The sequence below is a fragment of the Chitinophaga sp. RCC_12 genome, from assembly GCF_041360695.1.
GTDB lineage: Bacteria > Bacteroidota > Bacteroidia > Chitinophagales > Chitinophagaceae > Chitinophaga.
On sequence record NZ_JBFUPS010000001.1, the window covers coordinates 54,336 to 74,416 of the forward strand.

General features: G+C 44.9%; 10 protein-coding genes. 1 reads left to right on the forward strand and 9 read right to left on the reverse strand.

The features are described from left to right. Positions 1-1,113 precede the first annotated feature (1,113 nt). From AB6805_RS00230 to AB6805_RS00240, 3 genes are all read right to left on the reverse strand, one after another. The gene (locus AB6805_RS00230; protein ID WP_370907446.1) at positions 1,114-1,698 is read right to left on the reverse strand and encodes a hypothetical protein; all 585 of its coding nucleotides are present in this window, start codon (positions 1,696-1,698) and stop codon (positions 1,114-1,116) included. A 2-nt stretch (positions 1,699-1,700) separates the two neighbouring features. After that, on the reverse strand, positions 1,701-5,921 hold the full coding sequence (locus AB6805_RS00235; RefSeq protein ID WP_370907447.1) for a DUF6443 domain-containing protein: 4,221 nt from the start codon (positions 5,919-5,921) through the stop codon (positions 1,701-1,703). Positions 5,922-6,258: 337 nt separating this feature from the next. Next, entirely contained in the window at positions 6,259-9,318 is a 3,060-nt protein-coding gene (locus AB6805_RS00240; protein WP_370907448.1) for a hypothetical protein, read from the reverse strand. Here AB6805_RS00240 and AB6805_RS00245 point away from each other — a divergent pair. Then, positions 9,317-9,445, forward strand: a complete 129-nt coding sequence (locus tag AB6805_RS00245) for a hypothetical protein (RefSeq protein ID WP_370907449.1) — start codon at positions 9,317-9,319, stop codon at positions 9,443-9,445. The genes AB6805_RS00240 and AB6805_RS00245 overlap by 2 nt on opposite strands. 195 nt (positions 9,446-9,640) lie before the next feature. On the opposite strand, the gene AB6805_RS00250 is transcribed toward AB6805_RS00245, so the two are convergent. From AB6805_RS00250 to AB6805_RS00275, 6 genes are all read right to left on the reverse strand, one after another. After that, positions 9,641-10,729 (reverse strand): hypothetical protein, encoded by a 1,089-nt coding sequence (locus AB6805_RS00250; RefSeq protein WP_370907450.1) that lies wholly within the window; start codon positions 10,727-10,729, stop codon positions 9,641-9,643. Between the two features lie 136 nt (positions 10,730-10,865). Beyond that, positions 10,866-12,287, reverse strand: coding sequence for a hypothetical protein (locus tag AB6805_RS00255; RefSeq protein ID WP_370907451.1), 1,422 nt, complete (start codon positions 12,285-12,287; stop codon positions 10,866-10,868). Positions 12,288-12,301: 14 nt separating this feature from the next. Further along, positions 12,302-13,351, reverse strand: a complete 1,050-nt coding sequence (locus AB6805_RS00260) for a hypothetical protein (RefSeq protein ID WP_370907452.1) — start codon at positions 13,349-13,351, stop codon at positions 12,302-12,304. A 296-nt stretch (positions 13,352-13,647) separates the two neighbouring features. Continuing rightward, positions 13,648-17,004 carry a DUF1080 domain-containing protein gene (locus tag AB6805_RS00265; RefSeq protein WP_370907453.1) on the reverse strand — a complete coding sequence of 1,119 codons (3,357 nt, stop codon included), beginning with the start codon at positions 17,002-17,004 and terminating at the stop codon, positions 13,648-13,650. Positions 17,005-17,023: 19 nt separating this feature from the next. Further along, on the reverse strand, positions 17,024-18,301 hold the full coding sequence (locus tag AB6805_RS00270; protein ID WP_370907454.1) for a Gfo/Idh/MocA family oxidoreductase: 1,278 nt from the start codon (positions 18,299-18,301) through the stop codon (positions 17,024-17,026). Between the two features lie 165 nt (positions 18,302-18,466). Further along, a complete protein-coding gene (locus AB6805_RS00275; protein WP_370907455.1) occupies positions 18,467-20,065 on the reverse strand; it encodes a RagB/SusD family nutrient uptake outer membrane protein in 1,599 nt (532 codons plus the stop codon). Positions 20,066-20,081 lie beyond the last annotated feature (16 nt).

Sequence of the window (20,081 nt, forward strand, 5' to 3'; positions counted from 1 at the left end):
ATGATAAGTGATAGTAGGTTGATTAAGACTGGTTTGATGAACATAGAGGATAGATTGTGTCAAAAGGGACTATTTCAATAAGTGTGTAAACTTAAAAATCGGGACACTATCTCATAAACTGTGTAAGTCATAAAAATCGAGGTCAAATACCCCGATTTTTATGACTTACACAGTTTATGAGATAGTGTCTGTCAAAAATTACTTACGTTTTCTGTTCTCATATAATCCGATATAGAATTTAATTATTACAGAATCAGGCTTATATGTAAGGGGGATAGGAGGCTTAATTCCAGAAATTTTCACTAATGCAGTTATCTTACTCTGATAAACGCTTATCCCTTTAAATCTCATATCATTTGAGATACGACCGTCATTTAAACTATCTAAAAGGAATGATAAAAATGTAGTATCATTCACTTCTCCAATTTTATAACTAGCTAGTATATAATCGGTTGGCAAATTCGTTGATGTCAATCGGGAAATATCACTATTAGCAGTGCAACTTATAATACTCAAACCAATTCCTATTAAAATTATATATAGTCTCATTATAATAACTGTCAGCTAACTTCAACGTGCATTCGAACTTATTCTGCTATCGTCAACCCAAACGGATAGTAATGGGCTTCTTCTGTAATAATATTCACTGCTGTCTTAAATACTTATCATCCAACTTAAACTTTCGTTTGTTCATGACAATATAATTTCTAATGGGAATATCAGTCAATACAGTAAGTGCTATCTTTCTTTCATTGGGTTTATCGGCAATCCATTCTGACGAGTGGTTCTTTCGGACCTCATATCAATTTTCTGCTTCTTATCAGTCAGATTACACCCACTGAGGCAAACTAGCACAACTAAAATCCATTCCATTCTTTAGTCTTCTCAAATAAACTGACCATTCCTGTTTATAATTATATAATCTGACCTGCCCTGAGTTACAACAATATTGAAATATCCAGATCCTAGTTTTCTAGTTGTCTTCCATAATTTGCCACCATCTGTCTAACTGTGGATCAGGGTTTCTTTAAACCGCATCATATTGATTCAAATCTGGATCCGTTGTATGCTCTATCCCGTTAAATTCGTTTCTATCCTTCGTATAATTCGTTCCTACGATTCTTTTCGCCACATCGGTTTTTGTTCCATGTATTTATGCAGAAATTGATTCTTCAACAAACTTAAATATCCTGACAATAACGAATCATCCATTGAATTTCTATTCACTCTTATCTTTGAATTAAAGGCCAACAAATAGGTCGGTCCATCAAAAGCGCTATTTTCATCATCCCGAACAGGTCTGGTATTCAGAATTTCAGTTGCAGCTCTCACTGTACTGCTCCAGGTAGCAGTATCAATACTAAAGCTAAATCCTTCAAAAAATTGGGGGCTTTTCTGATTTCCTCTAAGGTTTCCACCATTCCGATAATAAGGTGGTGCCACTTGATAAACAACAACTTTGATTCTATCTGCATCTTTCTTAAAAGATACTAACAGAGTAGTATCAAATCTTTTTTCGTAATAAAAAATCAACTGATTACTGTCAGCTAACATTTTATCATTTGCCAATGAGAATTTCTCTACCAGAGACTCTAGTAAATATTGAGTAGAATCAGTGTTGGTTTGTTTGGCGGAATGTTCCTGACGTTGGCAGGAAATCATCAGGCATGTTGATATTATCAATATTAATATTCTCATCGTTACCTTTTGAGACTTTTATAAAGTAAAAAACTGTTGTTCGATGGATTCACTTGATTTTCAACGGTTAAAGAATTTCCGTATGTTGTCCTGCTGGAACTTGTTCCTGTCCCATAGATGGTCACCCCGTACGAAGTTGGTATGAGTGCAGGAGATTGTCCTTTTGCAGAAGCACTTCCGCTCCTATATAATCCAGGTTGATAGTCATTGGGATCAGTAGGATCACCTAAAAATTTCTGCATAGTCATTGGAGCTCCATCGCCATACAAAAGGCCATTCATCAACCCTTTGTAATGGGTATGTCCCAAAAGAAATAAATCTGCCTGTTGCTCCTTTGAATAATTTTGATCTAGTTGACTAAGAAGATTAACTGATGCGGTGTTATTATTCCCGTCTACTTTCATAGCTGTTAGCCGTATTTCTTTATCACTACCAATACTACCAACAAAGCCCAGTTCTTTGTTGAGTTTATCAGATTGATTGGATATCGCTTGCATATCAGCGGCAGTCTTCTCACCCATAAATGCTACAGACGCTCCCCTCATTTCTTTCGCAAGCTTTTTTGCCTCTTTCGCAGTTAGGCTACTTGCATCGAAGGGTTTTGTTTTAGTATTGTTATTATTCATAAAATGTACTTGATTTGCCAGCCTGTCATTAATAATTCCAAGATATTGGCCAGCAGTACCAAAAACCCAGGTAGTATCACCTCCTGGATCAGAATACAATATTGGATTATTAGCCATAGCAGCATAAGGCGCAAGCATTTCATTAGGTTTAGGGTCTATTTGCCACCATCTCCCTATCTGTGGATCAAGATTTCTATAAAATGCATCATACTGATTTAGATCTAAATCGGTCGTATGCTCTATCCCGTTAAACTCTTTCTTGTTCGTTGAGTAATTACTCCCCTTCAACGCATTCGAACTAATCCCACTCATGGTGAGTCCAAACGGATAATAATGCGTCTCTTCCAACAACGGCCCACTTGCCTGAGCCACTAACACATTATCAAAGAACACCTCCTGCGGGCTTTCATTACTTGTGTAAACATACAGAAATCCACTTTTCTCCATCACCATTTTATCCTGGGCCAATGTCTGCAATTGATCCGGTTCTGCTTTTACCTGCTTAACGCCGCTGTTTCCGTCTACTAATTTAAACTGATCATCGAACAAAACAAAATTAAGGTATGCTTTAGGGCTGTCTGTGTTTGGCTGATCAGGTTCCTTTTCCTTCAGGCGCTGGTAATCATTGTTATAAAAACTGCTATTAAACGGCGTAGCCTGTTGGGAGGAAGCAACACCGTGAGTAGCATCTGAAGAAGCGGCGCCACCAAATACCTGTACCAGGTCAGCCAGCATACTTTCAGCAGGTGCCGGTGAGTTATTCTTATTCTGCGGTCCTGTGGATTTATAGAAAGCTTTTGCGCCAATCTGGATCGTATCACCTGCCATGACCTTCAGTACAAGAGAAGGGCCTATTTTTTTACCACCGCTGGTTGCTGTCAATTTCGACACGGAGGCATTAGTGCCTGCACTCTCATCTGATGGGTATCCTGCCGGCTTAGCTGAACGGGTGTTATCAATATTACTGAACAAAGCCGTTTCTGTTGCAGCTGCGGAGGTTTCCATGGTGGCAGCATACATGGAGAAATCTGATTGCTCGGTCAGCACCATTCGTATATTTCCCAGATGGTCCTTTACGAAGTAATCGTATTTAAAAGCTGGCGATTGGCCCGATTGAAAAACGGCGCGCACGCGTCCTTCCTCATGACTTAAAAACTGCAAGGTATCGTTCTGATAAACAAACCCATTAATATAGTCCGTCGTGGTTGTTCTTGCAGGGGCAAGGGTGTTATCTATAACAATCTTTCTTAGTTTATTACCTGCAGCATCATACTGATATTTAATAATGCCTTTACTGGTTATAGCTATACTATCCGGTAGATTAAGATGATTATAACGAATGGCGGCTATATTTTTATTTGCGTCTTTAGTAAGATTACCATTGGTATCATACGTATAATCCGCTGTTTCATTGTTATTGATCTCCTTAAAATCACCCAGCTGGCTTTGCGTGTTATTTTTTCTATCTGTTACAAATGATAATTTGTTACTTGTAGCAAGATAACCATACTTCAAGCTGTCAATGGTTTGCACTACTGCGCCATTTAACCCTTTCTGGTTCATGTACAGGATATTACCGTTGGCATCGTATGATAACCCGCTTACAGAAAAGTTTGCCAAATTATCAGTCCAGTTGGAACTACCGGTGTTCTGTTGGGTAAAATCCGCTACGGTCAGGCGATTAGCCTTATCATAACTATATCCATAGGCGCGTGCAATACCATTATTGCGGCTTTTCCATTTCGCGCCTGCAATGTTTCCATTGAATTGAGGCGTGGAGAAACCATAATCATAATTAAGCTCCTGTCCAAACCAGTTTGTTGTGCTTCCTACTGCAGGAATAAAATCCTTGTTAATTCCCCTCAGCCAGCCACGGATATTATAATCGTAATTCAAAGTTTCCAGTTGAGTACTGGCTCCGGTGATGCCTAAACGCTTCTTCTTTAACTGACCAAGTTCATCATACTCATTTACGGCTACTGTCCTTTCAAGATTTACGTCATTATTCAGCCGTTTCCTGATATTAAGCAGGCGACCACCGGCATCATATGCCAACATGGTTAATACCTCGGTTTGAGGAATAGTCCCACTACGCTGATTTCTGTGACGAAGATAGGTGCTCAGTAATTTCCCGTTAAAATCATACAGGTTAGTGCTCACATCTTGTCCTCCGCTGACATTGTCCGATATCGTTTGGATCAACCGTCCTTTGTCGTTGTAATAGTTGGTGGTGGTCAACCATTGGTCGGTACCCAGCACTTTTACTTTGGTACCCGTAACCAGTCCTTTTATCATAGTGCTGGCAACGGCAGGTAGTGCTTCCGCATTTAAGTTGCTACCGGCTTGTGGTTTGGTGATATCTGTACTGGCGTAATTTTCCTTATCAGCAAACCCGTAACTCTCGTAAAAGGTATAAGTCAGCGGTGTTAGGGCACTGATGGGTATATTAGGCAGCGGATTGGTAACAGTAATATTGGCATTACCATTAGTAGCCGCCGCATTGATTTCAGCGATCACTTCTGTTCCTGTTCCGGTGTCAAAACCATCTGTTAGTGTAATACTATTAGTAGCTACGTAAGAAGTGCTTCCATTATGGGATGCCAGTACCAGGTCCGCTGTTCCAGGAAAGTTATACGACAGGCTCTGCGTATTGCTGATTGCTGCGTTCATAGTTCCCTGCAATGTGAGCCGGTCGGTAGCAAGGTTGTAAAGAGCGGTCATCGTAGGCCGGTTCAGCCCATCATAAAAAGTAACCAGCCAGCTTTTGTCTTTCATATTGCCGTCACGCGAAAAAGCCAACCTGTCGCGTACATCATAAACCATTTCTGTGGAGTCGGCACCCGGCACTTTTTTTACGATCATGCGGTTGCGCCCATCATAACGGTACATAAAACAGAGCTCGGCTGCAATAGCAGGGCTGATCGTCCAGTTACTGATAATGGCTTCCACCGCTTTGGGTGGAATTACAAAACGCAGGTTTCCCAGATCGTCATATGCATAATAAGTACAAAGCCAACCTATGTGACCAGTACCAGGATTTGTACCCAGTTGTACTTTTTTAAGAATGACCTTCCCTTCCTTATCCTTGTATTCAACTAGCTGATTATTGGCCTCATCGATTGATACATTTTTATACAGCTGGCCAGCGGCATATATACGCCCTGCTACACTGGTAGGAATAGTAGCTCCGGCAATAAAATCCCAGATACGCACTGAATCTGCAAGGGCGTTTATCAGGTATTGATTCTGGACTGGATGATTCCCTCCCCTTTCCACTGTTGATGGGTCGTTTTTTGCCCAGCTATTACCTGGCGCATAGGTTTTTAAAATCCTGTTTAAAGGCGATGCTTCATAATCAATACGACTATAATACACACTTTCCCCACTGGCCCCAGGCACCTGTGTCTGGTAGAAACTTTTTTGCGCGTTAAATGGATCTGTTTTGAACTTGCCATCTTTCACGTTTTGCGGAACATAAGGAAGATATTTAGTTTGTTCTCTTCCAAATTGATCATAAACAATGGGAGATACGATATCGTTACCACCAAAGCTCATGGCTTTTGACACCGTTTGTAACGGCCGGCCAAGTCCATCCACGTAGGCTGTTGTTTGCCTCACCTCCGCAACTGATCGACTGGCGGATGCCACATAGGCGGTGTCAGTAGTTGGCAATGCGGGCTCCCAGGTACGAACGTAATTGATTACCGGGTTGGTATATGCGGAAGGTAAGCCAACAGGGGTGGCTGCTGGCAATTGTGTTCCGCTGGGTGTTTGAGCCTCAAGGTTAGCCACAGTCAGAAACAGGGAGATATAAGGTATTATTTTCAGCGTATGGATTGACAGATGAAACATGAAAATTTATTTTACTCGTAATTATTGAAACCAATGCAAAAATCAATCAGGTTGAACCAAAGAGCTTGTTATTATTTTTCATTTACTGACTAATCGATTTTTGATATTGATAATCGTATTGTTTCAATATTTTGCCATTCTGATCCAATATCACTTTTAATCTATTTAAATCATCATACTGATAATACGATGTTTTTCCGGTAGGATCAGTGACACTGGTAATACCTATCATAGGCGCATAGGTATAAGTGGTAACCATCACAGATTCCGCCAACAATTTGGTGCGAATCAAATTTAACTCGTCGCGTAATTGTTGTTCTACAGGATCTTTAAGTAGGGCAGGTCTTATATATGACAAGGCTTTGGTATAATCACAACCCGTAATTTCTGCCACCGGGTAATTGTTATTATACCCCCAAATAAAAGAATGAACTACCCCGTCTTTACCGTAGCATTCCAGTAGATTACCTTTTTCATCATATTTTGTATACACAATTTCCGTATCAAGACTATTGCTATACAACGCCTGCTGAACACTTGACAGAGCTAAAATATCTGCTGAAGTCCGTGTATAATTCGTCTGTTTTCGAAGTAGTATCTTATTACCCGTGTTATTAAACTGAGTTTGTTGAATAACAGGTGTAATGATATTACGAGCTACCATGGTATCGTATACCGCAGTACCCTTATAATCATTGGGATAATTATTGAGGGTACTTACCTGCTCATTTTTACTATTAGCCGCTTTCACCTCTGTTGGTTGCAAACTCAACCCGTTCTTGTATTTATAGGAAGTAGTTGTTTTTAACTGGTCGGCAGAACTGGGTGAAAATTGCGTAACAACCGAGGAATCCAGATGAAGCCAGGCAGAGATATAATGATAGTCATTAAAATCAAAACGTGGCGGCTTTACAGTTGCCCCTACTGACATTTCAGGTACGATTTCACGGACAGTAACACCAATACCCTTTAAATGTGCCGGCGGTTCCGGCACGTTATACATCAAACGCCAGTATACCGAATCCGGTCCTACGCCATATTTATTTTCTGTAGTTTGAAGCAATTTATAAGTACCATCGGCTTTTTTAATAAAGTCGTCCTGTTTCAAGAGTGAGCCACATAGCCAGTCGAAATTGCTGGAAGGAACAAATGGGTATCCATAGTATCCCCCCACATTGGCTGCATAAGAAAAATTATACACTGTTTTACCATTAGCACCATTATCCCCATTATATACAGTTACCGATGGGTAGAAAATATGTCCATGGTCATTCCAGAGTGGCAATAAACTATTGGCCGATTGTACTGCTACCAGGCAGGACTGTTCTATAATCTCCGGCCCCGAAAACTCCCCTGTTCCTGGAATTATTTTGCGCAAAGTGAGGTTACGAAGATATTCATACTGTGGTTTTGATGCCGGCAATGTACCACTTGAATGTAACGGAACTATATCCGGTATTGCATAGGAATAATTATACACCTTATCCCCTGCAGGAGTAAATGGATCTTTATATGCCAGCCTCTTTATCCTCCAGCCGCCTACAATTTTGTTGCCGGTATAATATGAAGTATCGTACTTCTCATATTTCAGTTCAAAAAAAGATCTTGAATTATCGCCGTAAGTATCTACCACAACTGTGTACTGACCAGGTCCCCAGTTAACAGCTTCTCCATTTGGATTTGAATTACTGCCTAAATAGTCTATGGGTGGCAATCCATTAGGTCTTATCACTGTTATATTACAGGTTCCTTCGTCTTCTCCTGGAGGATCTTCTATTCCACCACCACCTCCTCCCGTTGAAGGAGGGGAGGCATAAGTGTTATAAAAGATTTTCTTTGATTGCGCTCCAGGAGGAATCGTAAAGGTCCGCTCCTTACGCGTAAAAGGCGTACCGTATACACCTTCTGTTACAGCACTATATGTAATCGTTTGCTCATTCTCCACCCAAACGTCATTGGGCTCATAAGTAAAATCAGTACTTCCACCTGTGGGATATTGCAGCCTTGTCATAATACCAGCTTTTGATTTACTGGTATCTTGTTCCCTGTTTGCCGATACCGGATCTAACGGCCAATAAATATCATTTTTGGGCAAGCGGGTACTTCCCCCACTGCTGTTTGCATAACCCCAATGATCCTGTCCGTTACTAAGTCTTGAGGGTAAAGCAGTAGGATCATAAAAAAACTTGTATGGTGCTACCTTCATCCCGTTTTTCCCTTCCTCATAAACTTCTGATAACCACAATCGGCAAAAATCCGGTCTAGTTGAATCTCCCCGGTATTCCTGTTTCAGTACAAACTTTTTAATAAAGCCTGTTTTATAATAAAGAGAAATATCCTTTAAAGCATTTGTTCCCGGCAAATCCTTACGGCCAGTTGTGAGGTAAGAAAAATTCACATTCATACCATTTGTGCAGTTAATCGCCTTAATCCGCCATCCTGTTACCCGTACACTATCATAGCTGTTTAGGTGCGCAATCACATCTCCTGCCTGTGCAAGCAATTCAGGACTATTAACCCCGGATATAAATTTCACACGGGACTCACCAAAATAACTTTTATAAGTATAATTGCTGGCTTCATAAACATAGTCAACCGTGTCTTTTGATGGTGTAATGATACGGGTCAGATAATAATTATCGTTTGCCGATCCGGCCGCAGTTGCATAGCTGATTTCACGTTTACTGAAATAATAAACAACCCCTTTTTCGCTGACTATTTTAATTCCATCTCCATCATAAAGTTTCACTTTCACTGGTTGTACAGGAACTATATGAGCAGCCCCTTCCAATCCGAGAAAAAATTTACCGCTAATGCCTGGCGCGTTAAAATTAAACATATCGGGTTCGGGGTCCGAAAGCCCTGCAGCAATATCTCTACACCATAAGAATGAAACACCACCTTCGGATTGGTTTATATCGTACTGCCCATGTCCTGCATAAATCTGATCGGTAATAGGCAAATACCCAGGATAGCCATTACTCAGATCATCGCGTCCACGTATCATGGCGTTCACACTTCCTCCAGCAGATAAGGTCCAGTTCATTCCAACGGTGGATGCTACCTCATCTATCTTTATCCCTCCGGTGTGATATTGCAATGTAACAGGAATCGTCAGGTCCTTTAGCTTTATCTCAAACATGGAGATACTCACATTAGGTAACCCAGTGTACAATGTTACCGGCAATTCACTGAATTTAAACAGTGAAGCCACTTCCGGGGAAGGAGGAACAGGCCTGGGAGGCGTTATTTTAGAATCCGCTGATTGAGCTAACAATGGCATTACACAAACACAGCACAGGGCAATCTGTAAACAAATCTGGCGAATGATACTACGCCTTGGAAACGAACATTTCATTCTTAACAAAAGTATAGGTCTTTAATACTAATTCTATCTCTAAAAAATTATACCCCGGCCTCACCTTTACCGGGTCTGTCCGTGGCAAATGCTGGTTGTACAAAATTTAAAACACGGCATTTCTGCAATTGCCCGGATCTGGTAATTTACTAATCCTCTCCTTCAACATCTCCAACTCCCTCCGCTGTTCCACACTTTCCTTCTTGAGATCAATAATATACAACGTCAACTCCTCAATCTTCTGCAACAGCTTCTTATCCATCTCTCCCACATCCAGTCCTTCTTTCTCAATCTCCTTCTCAGATGGAATTTGCGGTAAATGCTTATTGGTCTTAATAAAACGTTCTACTTCCTGTAATGATGGCAGCTCATAATCCGGATGAAATACAAAATCCGCCCAGCCACTTTGTGTAACCTTCACTTTCTGGGCAACAATATCTCCCTTCACTGCCAGTTTTGCCTGGGGGGCATTCGTCCCTATTCCGACGTTACCGTCACCTCTTACGTATAACAGTGGCTTACCTCCGCCAGCAGCACCGGAGCCATCTGTATTAGCATTGTTAAAAACGGCAAATGAATAGTTGGCAGCTGTTCCATTCAGCGTACCTACCGCGGCACCATAGTACTCTCCCCACAGGTAAGCAGATGCTTTAGCAGTATTACCTTTTGCAACCGTATGCAGCACATATCCCGGCACCGTACCTATCCCCATCTTCCCCATATTCGTGGTATTTCCCTGAACATCTTCATAGGACAACTGATAATACTGATTATTATCGAAATCGCACTTCAGGCCATAGGTACTGGTATTTGCGACAAAGCCGGTCGGGGCTGTGGTGGTTTGTTCGAAAGGTGCTGTATTTATAGGGCTGTTTGGCAGATAGTCAATAGTGCGATAGTAAATACTCCCCCATAGGCAATTGGATTTTACCCATAAAGCGTCATTAAAAACATAAAAGGTAGCTGCGGATGGATTCCCGGAAATAGAGCGAATTTCCAATCCATCAAATCTACCGGTGGTAATTTCATATTTGTCGATACGGATACGGTAGGTACCTTGCAAGTTATAGTAATTGGCATCTCCCTGTATATCCAATTCAATGGTAGTGCCATACCGGTGTGCGTCACTATTAATTTTGGCTACTTTATAATAGTAAAAATTGTAGGGAGATACATTGGTATTTGTATTCCCCATTACAAGCCAATCTCCCGGTCCCGTTACACAGACGGCTTTTGTACTTAAGCTGGAAATAATTAAAATGATACAGGTTAAAAAACGGTACGGGTTAAAAAAAGAACGCATTTCAAAAACATTTTGGTTAACAAAAAAATTAAAAATTATACCCCAGCCTCACCTTCACCGGATCCGTCCGCGGCACATGCTGGTTATACAAAAAGTCAAACAACACCATCATATTACCTTTCAGCTTACTATTGATCTTGTACTTCTTACTGATCCCAATCAACCCGCTCTGTGTCCACTTCTGCCCTACTCCTTCCGGTACCCCTGCGTAATCCGGTTGATAATTCTGCTCATAGCCGCCATTCAGGAAAAAGGTGCCTTTCAGTTTCCAGTCGATGAAGGAACGGATGCCCATACCCTGACCGGAGAAATGAATGTTATCAAAGCCGGTACCCATGCCCAGTTTGTATGAAAGACCAAGACCTGCGCTTCCATTCTTATGGAATTTATAGGCTGCTTGTCCGGCGAGGTCGCCGGTAGTGGGGAAGAATTTATTGCTGCGCTGAAACTGGATATTGCTGCCAAACTCCAATCGCTGCAGGAAGCTTTTTGTTTTCATTTCCTTTGGCTTGAAATCGGGCATCTCCGCGGCGTTGTCAAGATCTGGGAACTTGCTTTTCAGTTCGTCGAATTTGCTGCGGGCTTCTGCCATTTGCTGGCTTACGGCCGCACTGGCATTGGGGCCGCTGCCTAAGCGCTGCTGGATCAGCTGTTCTACCTGGTTGCGGGTTTGCAGTCCTTCAAGGTTGGGGGCTGATGCACTCCCGCCTTGTATATTAAACAGGCTGGCGAGCTGAGAATGTTTTTGCATGAAGTCATTGAAAGCGGGGATCTTCTTAATCACTTCCATTGCTTTTTGCTCTGCTTTCTTTTTATCTTTAAAAACCTCTTTGTATTCTTTCAGTTGCTGCGCATAATAGTAGGCTTCTTTATTCATCTTCTGCAGATCTTTGGTGAAGCCGGTATACTGACTTAACTGTTCTTTCAGCAGCTGTTTACGCTCACGGATGTACGCTTTGATCTGCTCTGCCTGGGCCAGTTTATCTTTCAGGTTATCGACTGACTTTAACGAGCCATTCAATTTATCGGTAACACCCTTGGACTTTTCCAGTAAACCTTTGGAATCTTTTAGAAAGGACAATGAATTGCTAAGGCTATCAAGATAAGGACCACCGGATTGGGTTAAGGCACCGGAATACTTTCCCAGCTTACCTTTCATACGGGATTTCAGGCTCCCGAGGGAATCGATGGAATGTGCAAAAAGATTATTGGCTTTGAGGGAATCAATGCGGCCCAGCCGGCGTTTCAGCTTTTCCTCCTGTTTCATAAACCGGCTCAGGGCTTTTTCGCTGCGCTGGGTGATCTGCCGCTCCATTTTATCTGACTTTTGTTTTACCTGCGACAGGTACTTACCCGGAATGGCGTTGGCTTTCTGCAGCAGGCTGTCCTGCGCCTGTGCGGTGCACAGGCAGACGAACAATAGTAAGGTCAGTTGATAAATAGTTTTCATGGCAAATCCGGGGGTTATTTAGTCGCGATCTTCTGTTTAAGCACTTCTACTTCTTTAGAAAGAGTAGCCAGCTGCTTATTCATCTCTATAATATACAACATTTGCTCCTCTACTTTCTGCAATAACTGCTTATTCATCTCTCCTACATCCACTCCGTCTTTTTCTATTTCACTGGCAGATGGAATACCAGGAAGATGTTGATTCTTTACAACAAACTGCTCTACTTCAGACAGGGCTGGCAATTTGTAATCTGCGTGAAAAACGAAATCCGGCCAGTTGACATAGGTTTTCACCACTACCCTTGTAAAGATGCCGCTGCCGTTTACGGCCAGCTTATAGCCTTTGGTATCTGCGGTTCCTATGGCTACGCTGCCATTGGCTTTTACCAACATGAGGTTTACGCCGGCACTGTTGACCGCCAGTACGTTACCGATTGCCAGCCTCGCACCTGTTTTATTTCTGCTGTCAAGTATTATTCCTCCATAGGCAATATCAGAAGCAGGGAGTACATCCTCCACTTCTGCAGTAAGATAAAGACCTAATGACCGGCCTGGCGCATAACTGCGTCCCTTTATATGAGGAATATAACTCGACAGGGTATCAGTGGCACTCATGAAGCTCAGTGCGCCATCTCCCACAGCAACATTTTTTTGTGTAAATCTGGCAAATACAGTTCCAGGTGAACCGGCAACATGCAGCCTGGCAGACGGTGAGGTTTCTCCAATTCCCACAAATCCATTATTTACAATCCTCATTGCTTCAAATTCACCACCACTGCCTCTCACAAAAAATTTCATAGCAGACATTCTTCCTGAAGCGTCAGTTCTCTCCACTTCCAGTTTTCCCAGGTCAGAACCAGCCATATTAAATTTGAGCGCACCTACCACTCCTAAAACGTCGGAGGGATGGGTCAGTTTTATGTTTGATAAACCCGCGGAGTAAATTTCCAGCTTTTCTGTGGGCGAAGTGGTGCCGATACCTGCATTACCGGTGGCTTCCAGTTTATTCTGGGCGTAGCTGCTCAACGCAACAAAAGAAAGAAGCAGGGAACAAGAATATTTCATAAATAAAGGATAAAATAATAAAACCAACTTATCAGGTATACAACTATGACTTACTATCAGGGTAAACAGTTACATTCTTACTGGGTTGAACACTACAGTTAATTCTGACGCAAAATAGTAAAAATCAGTTAAATCCGGGCCAAAAGTAATTAACTTATTATTAACCGGATCATCCCACATTCGTGGGATTTTATCTTATACTATCCAGGGCCCGGAAGGAAGAAATATTGACCGGTACAGCCATAAAAAAACCGCTCCTACTTGCGCAGGAACGGTTCTATATCTCAAACAAAAAACTACAGCGTTTTCACCCTGATATTCCTGAACCTCACAATTGATCCATGTCCGAGGAAACCGATATGACCAGTTTCCCTGTTCAGGCCAGGATGCTTCTTATGATCCAGTGTACCGTTTTTACGGGCGTCTGCAATGTCGCCGTCGAGGATAACGGTGCCATTCAGTATTATTTTGACATGCGTGCCATCTACAATGGCTTCTTCTGTATTCCACTCTCCAACAGGTTTCAGGAAGCCACGTTTGGCAGGGATTACACCGTATACGGAGCCATGATATTGATATACCTGCAGGTCTTTATAGATGTCTGCTTCGTTATCGAGGATCTGTAACTCCATACCTTCATAGGCGGCATCGCCTTCCAGTGGTGCGCGGATACCAAGACCATTGTTAGCGCCAGGTGTCAGCTGGAATTCGAAACGGAAAGAGAAGTTTTTATATTCATCTTTCGTATAGAGATTACCATGACCACCATTCGTTGGATAGATCACCAGGTTGCCGTTATCGATTACATAGTCTTTGGTGTTGCCTGTCCATTCGTGCATGTTGGTGCCATCGAACAACATTTTGTAGCCGGCTTTCTTTTCTTCATCGCTCAGCACGTAAGGCTTCGGACGGGGAATTTCACGGATGTACAGGTCGCGGTACGCTACGTAGGTGCCATGCGCCTGTAGCTCAATCTGCTCTTCCGGGAAGATCGGCAATCCGCGGTTCCAGTAGTTTTCCAGGATGGTGTTGTCAGTAACAAGTTCTCCGTTGAGATATACTGTTACGCGATCGCCCTGCATGAGGATGCGGAAATGATTCCATTCGCCGATAGCGTTGTCTGCTAATTTAAGTGGCTTGCTTTCATGCTGCTGATTATTGTATAAACCGCCGGATCCTACCTGTGCGCCCACATCGGTACGGGAGGTGTCCCAGATCTGTACCTGCGGGGAACCACGGAGATAAATACCGGCATCGCCCTGGGAGGTGATCTTCCAGTCTACCAGCATTTCAAAATCGCCATATTTCTTTTCGGTGCAGAGGTTATCGCCACTGCCGCTAAACACCAGCAGGCCGTCTTTTGCAGACCAGCCCTTGCGCATGTTGTCGTTTGCTTTGTCCTGCGCTTTGCCGAGTGCTTTGGCATCCATTTTACCGCGTGCTACCGGGTTCTCTACAAGTCCTTTCCAACCGGTAAGGTCTTTACCGTTGAAGAGCGGAACGAATCCTTCACCGGCGGGCATTTCAGCGAGGTATTTGCGGATCGACTGCCGTTGGTAATCGGCATCGGGGCCGTTCAGCACCTTTGCTGTTTTCTCTAACAGGGAACGCACGATGGCGCCATTGTAACTTTTATCCGCCAGCGCGATATTCATTACGGCATTAGCAGCGGCCTGTTGTACCGGTGCATTGTCGAGGTAGTTGCCGGCAAATAACAATGCAGGCAATGTTTTGCAGCGCTCTACACCTTCCAGTACTTTTTGCTGTATCGCCGTTGAGGGCGACAGCTCCATGGCGTTGCGGAACATCAGCAGCTGCTGATCGGCAGGCAAAGCGGAGCGGCGGATAAGCGCTATATAGCCTGCAAGTGCTTCATCACGATAGGTAGCATCTTCGCGCGCAATTTTTAAGAGCGCAGGGGTAGCGGCCATATCTTTCCAGGAAGACAATGCCCTTACTGCTGCTTTTTTCGTAGCGGCGTCTCCGTTATTAAAAGAGGTAACTACCGGTACCAGGGCATCTTTTTCACCGATACCCGCCAATACAGGAAGATAGCGGGATTGCTGTCCGGCAGGCGCCTGCTTCATTTGTGCAAGCACATCGCTGCTGGTGGCGCCGGCACTGATGAGCGCAGCCTGTATGCTGGCGATATCCGTTTCGCTGGTGGTGTTATTGAGTAAGGTAAATAATTCGGGAAGATTTGCCTTTGTAGCCACATCCTTCAATGCGGCAATGGCCGCACTGCGGGTACCGGCATCTGTGCTGGCGGTCAGTGGCAGTACATCATTTACGCGGTTGTCTGCTTTACGTGCGGCCAGTACCGTTAGTAAGGCTGGTTGCGCTGCAGCCGGCATGATAGCCAGCGAAGCGCCGGATTGTGCAGCTACTTCGTCGCCGGGCATAACCAGGAGCGCCTGCTTTACGGCTTCCACGGTAACTGCATCGCCGGTTTTCATGGTTTGCAGCAGGGTGGGTAAGGCAGCGGCGCCGCCGGTTTGGCCGGCCGCTTTGACAGCAGCAAGTTTTACGCCTTCATATTTGCTACCCAGTAACTTCTGGAGCGCAGGTAAAGCAGCGGCCACTTTATTATCTCCCAACATACCTATCACGGCGGCTTTATTGGCATTATCGGAACCCGACAGCTTCTTCAGCCACAAAGCGTTGCCGGCAAGGCCGTATTGACCTGCAAATTTCAGTGCAGCATCACGATATTCCGCATTCTTATCATCAGCGGCGGCCAGCAGCAGCGGCATATTCTTTTCACCGCGGATGGCGGTGAGCAGTTTTAATGCTGCCGTGCGCGTATGTACCTGCGCGTCTGTTTTTGTTTGCTTCAGCAGGTTCTCTGCTATTTTCGCGGCGGCTGTTTTATCGGTGATATTATTAGCGTAGTACAGGTAAGAAGCCGTTGCGTCGGTCACATCATAGGAGTAACCGCTGTTGGCAGCGGCGGTAGCCAATACAGGGGCAGAAGCCGGCGCACCGATCTGCGCCAGCGCATACAGCGCTACTTTAGCGAGTTTCTTATCGGCACTGGTGGCCAGTGGTGCAATAGCGGCGGCAGCAGCGGTATAACGGCTATCTCCCAACGCTTCTGTAAGGGTGATACGGCTATCGCCGGAAGCGGTGCTGAGCGCCTGTAACAGGGCCTGTTGCGCGGCGGGTGTGTTAACCTTTACCAATGCGCGGGCAGCAGGATCGCACAAACGGTTGTCTGTGAGGTACGATTGTAACGTGCCTGTGGCATTATCATCTGCCAGGGTTTCCAGCTGGGTGATCAGGAAAAACTTATTTTCCGGCTCCGCTGTTTTGGCCAATGCTTTGCAAAGCGCCGCAGAAGCCTGTTTACGGGCTGCTTCTTTTCCGGGTTGCGTAACATAATAAGCATATCCGGCCAGTGCATATTCCAGCTGCGTATTATTCCCTTTTCCGGGCGCTGCCAGCATACCGGCAATGGTAGTAAGCCCTTCTTCCCCCAGCGCCGCAATCGACTCCATATTGGTGTTAAACTGCGTTTTATTGGGGGCTGGCATCAACGCCAGCACATCGGCTATTTTAGTATGAAACGCACGCTGATCTGATGGCCCCTGTGCGGAAACCAGGCTACTCCAGCCAACCAGTAATGCAACGAGTAAGTATTGTATCTTTTTCATAATTCGTTTACTTGATGGTTTAGATAGTCCACGGTCCGCGCATTGGCTGATAGATCAGCGCATTGGCGCCTGCATCCTCTATAAATTCCTGTTTCACCGGATCGAATTTCAGCGAGCGGTTCAGGCGCAGGGCAATCTTACCCATGTTCACCAGGGTAGCGGAGCGATGACCATTTTCTTCGTTCAACGCAAACTTCCGGCGGTTCTTTACAGCGTCCACAAAATCTGTTTGTTGTGGCGCGGGGTCAGGGAATGCCGCCAGTTTCTTTTCCAGGTCCTGGATATCTGAGCGGAAACCCGGGTAGAGTTTTCCTTTGGGTCCTTCTATATAAGCGGCCTTTTCATCGGCGCCATCGCCATCGAGGATGATCTGGCAACCATCTGCATAGGTGTAGGTAATTCTTCTCCAGGTGCCCACTGCATCAGGATGCTGTTGTGGCGCATCTACTTCCACACTTACCGGGCTGGTGTCATCTTTACCCAGGAAATACTGGATAGGATCCAGGTAATGCTGGCCCATATCTCCCAAACCACCTCCATCATAGTCCCAGTAACCACGGAAGGTTTGGTGCACCCGGTGGGGGTTATACGGACGGTAAGGCGCCGGCCCCAGCCACATATCATAATCCAGTTCTTTCGGTACCGGCATGGCTTCCAGGTTGGTTTTACCTACCCAATAGAATTTCCAGTCGAAACCCGTATGCTTGCTCACGGTAACTTTCAGCGGCCAGCCAAGCAGGCCGCTGTCTACCAGTTTTTTAATCGGCTTCACCGTAGTGCCCATTCCATAAAAACGGTCTTCAAAGCGGAACCAGGTATTCAGGCGGAAGATCCTTCCATGTTGCTGTACTGCTTCCACGAGACGTTTGCCTTCGCCAATGGTGGCTGTCATCGGTTTTTCACACCAGATGTCTTTACCGGCGCGTGCGGCGTCTGCGGCAATGATACCATGCCAGTGCGGCGGCGTGGCCACGTGTACAATATCTACCTCCGGCAGGGTGATCACTTCGCGGTAGTCGCTAAAGGTTTTTACACCTTTACTTTTATCTCCCAGCTGGTCCATTGCCAGTTTCAGGTGACTGCGGTCTACATCGCAGAGCGCCACTACCCGGGTGCCGGCGTAGCCAAAGTGGCCGCGTCCCATGCCACCGGTGCCTATAACGGCTTTGGTCAGCTGGTCGCTGGGCGCCAGGTAACCGCGGCCCAGCACATGCCTGGGCACAATTGTAAATGCAGCAAGCGCTCCCAGGGAATTTTTGAGAAATGCCCGCCTTGAATCGCTGTTTTGTTTCGCCATAATTCAGTTTAATTGAATGCCTGGATTTGTTTTGATTGATAGTATTAGTTCACTGTATGATGATATATTCACTGTATTGTCACATCGTGGTTGTATGAATGGTAAGATATAATCTAACAAGATGATATGCAAGTACAGTAATGAAAATTTGATAAACGGTAAAAATTAATACCCGGTGTTCTGCGTCATTTCCGGGTTAGACAACATTTCCTTTTCCGGTATGGGCCAAAGGTAATCCCGGTCGGTATACGAACGGTCCTGCACCTTTACGGCCACACCTGTTTCGGGATTGGTAGCGCCAAATACCTGCCCGTTCATCACCTGCTTAACAATGCCCCATCTCCGGATATCAAAATACCGTTGTCCTTCAAATGCCAGCTCCGCCTGCCGTTCCCGGCGCACCAGCTGCCGCAGCATGGCTGCACTATTGTAGCGCTGCTGGTCAACCACCGGCATACCGGCCCTGGTACGAACATCATTCAAATATTGTATGATCAGCGGATCCTGCCAGTCGCCCAGCTCAATCATGGCTTCTGCATAGGATAACAAGATCTCACTGTAACGGATATACATAAAATCGAGGGAACCTTTCCTGCCCTGCCGGTCGCGCGGATCGAGGTATTTCCGGATCCAGTAACCGGTGGCAGTGGATTTCTGCACACCTATTTTATCGGTGTTGCTGGTAGCATTATCAAAGGGAGAAAGAATATAATTGGCGTCCAGGTAAGATTGACCGGGATACAGGACAGATGCGGCCAGGCGGGGATCACGGTTATTTTTATAGTTAGGATCCTTGCGGTATAATGCCATGGAATCAGGTCCCAGCTCCGCCGGGGTTTTACCCTGTTTTGTTTCAAAGTTATCTACTACCTGCGCAGTGGGCGATACATAGGTTTCTCCGCCAATGCCATAAGGCGCAAAGGTGGTCCATGCGTTATCGCAGCCATTGGCTTTGAAAAAAATACGCTCTTTGTTTAATTCACCGGTGTAGCTGAACAATTCAGCATAACTGTTCACGCCAGCTTTTTCACTGCGGTGCAATTTATATACGCCTGTGCCAATGATCTTTGCCGCTGCATCCCTGGCCACATCATAGTGATGGAAAAACAACGCCAGCCGCACAATCAGCGCATTACAGGCCCCTGCGGAAATACGCCATGTTTCATCGCTGTCATATTCTTTCGGTAAGTTCTCCGCACAGTCCTTTAACTCGCTCAGGATAAATTCATACACCTTTTCCGCAGGATCTCTTTTGAGGCGGTTCTCCAGCGGGGTAACCGACTTCGTTACAATGGGAATGTCACCAAAAAAAAGCATGATCTCCATATGATAAAAGGCACGTAATGCACGGGCTTCATACTTCATACGGGTGCGCAGCTCGTCGTCCATAAAACATTTATCTACGTTTTCCAGAAAACGGCAGGCACGGCGTACATCTATATAATCATCCCGCCAGATCCATTCGGCCACATCCCAGGTAGGATTTTGCAATCCGCGGGTATAAATATCGTAGTTGCCCCGGAAGTCGCCGCGGCAAACGGCTTCGTCGCTCAGGCCCGACCAGAACATTACATTCCTGCCGCTGGAACCTGCCGGCACCCCGGCATAAATAGAACCCAGCGCATTATAGGCGTGAGTCTCCGTTTTCCACCACTCCAGGTCGGTAACACCGGAGGGATTATCGTGGGTGAGAAATTTTTTGCAGCCCGGTGAACACAGTAATACCAGGCCCAGTATCATCGTTATGTTGAATTTCATTTTCATCGCGAAAAGTTGAATG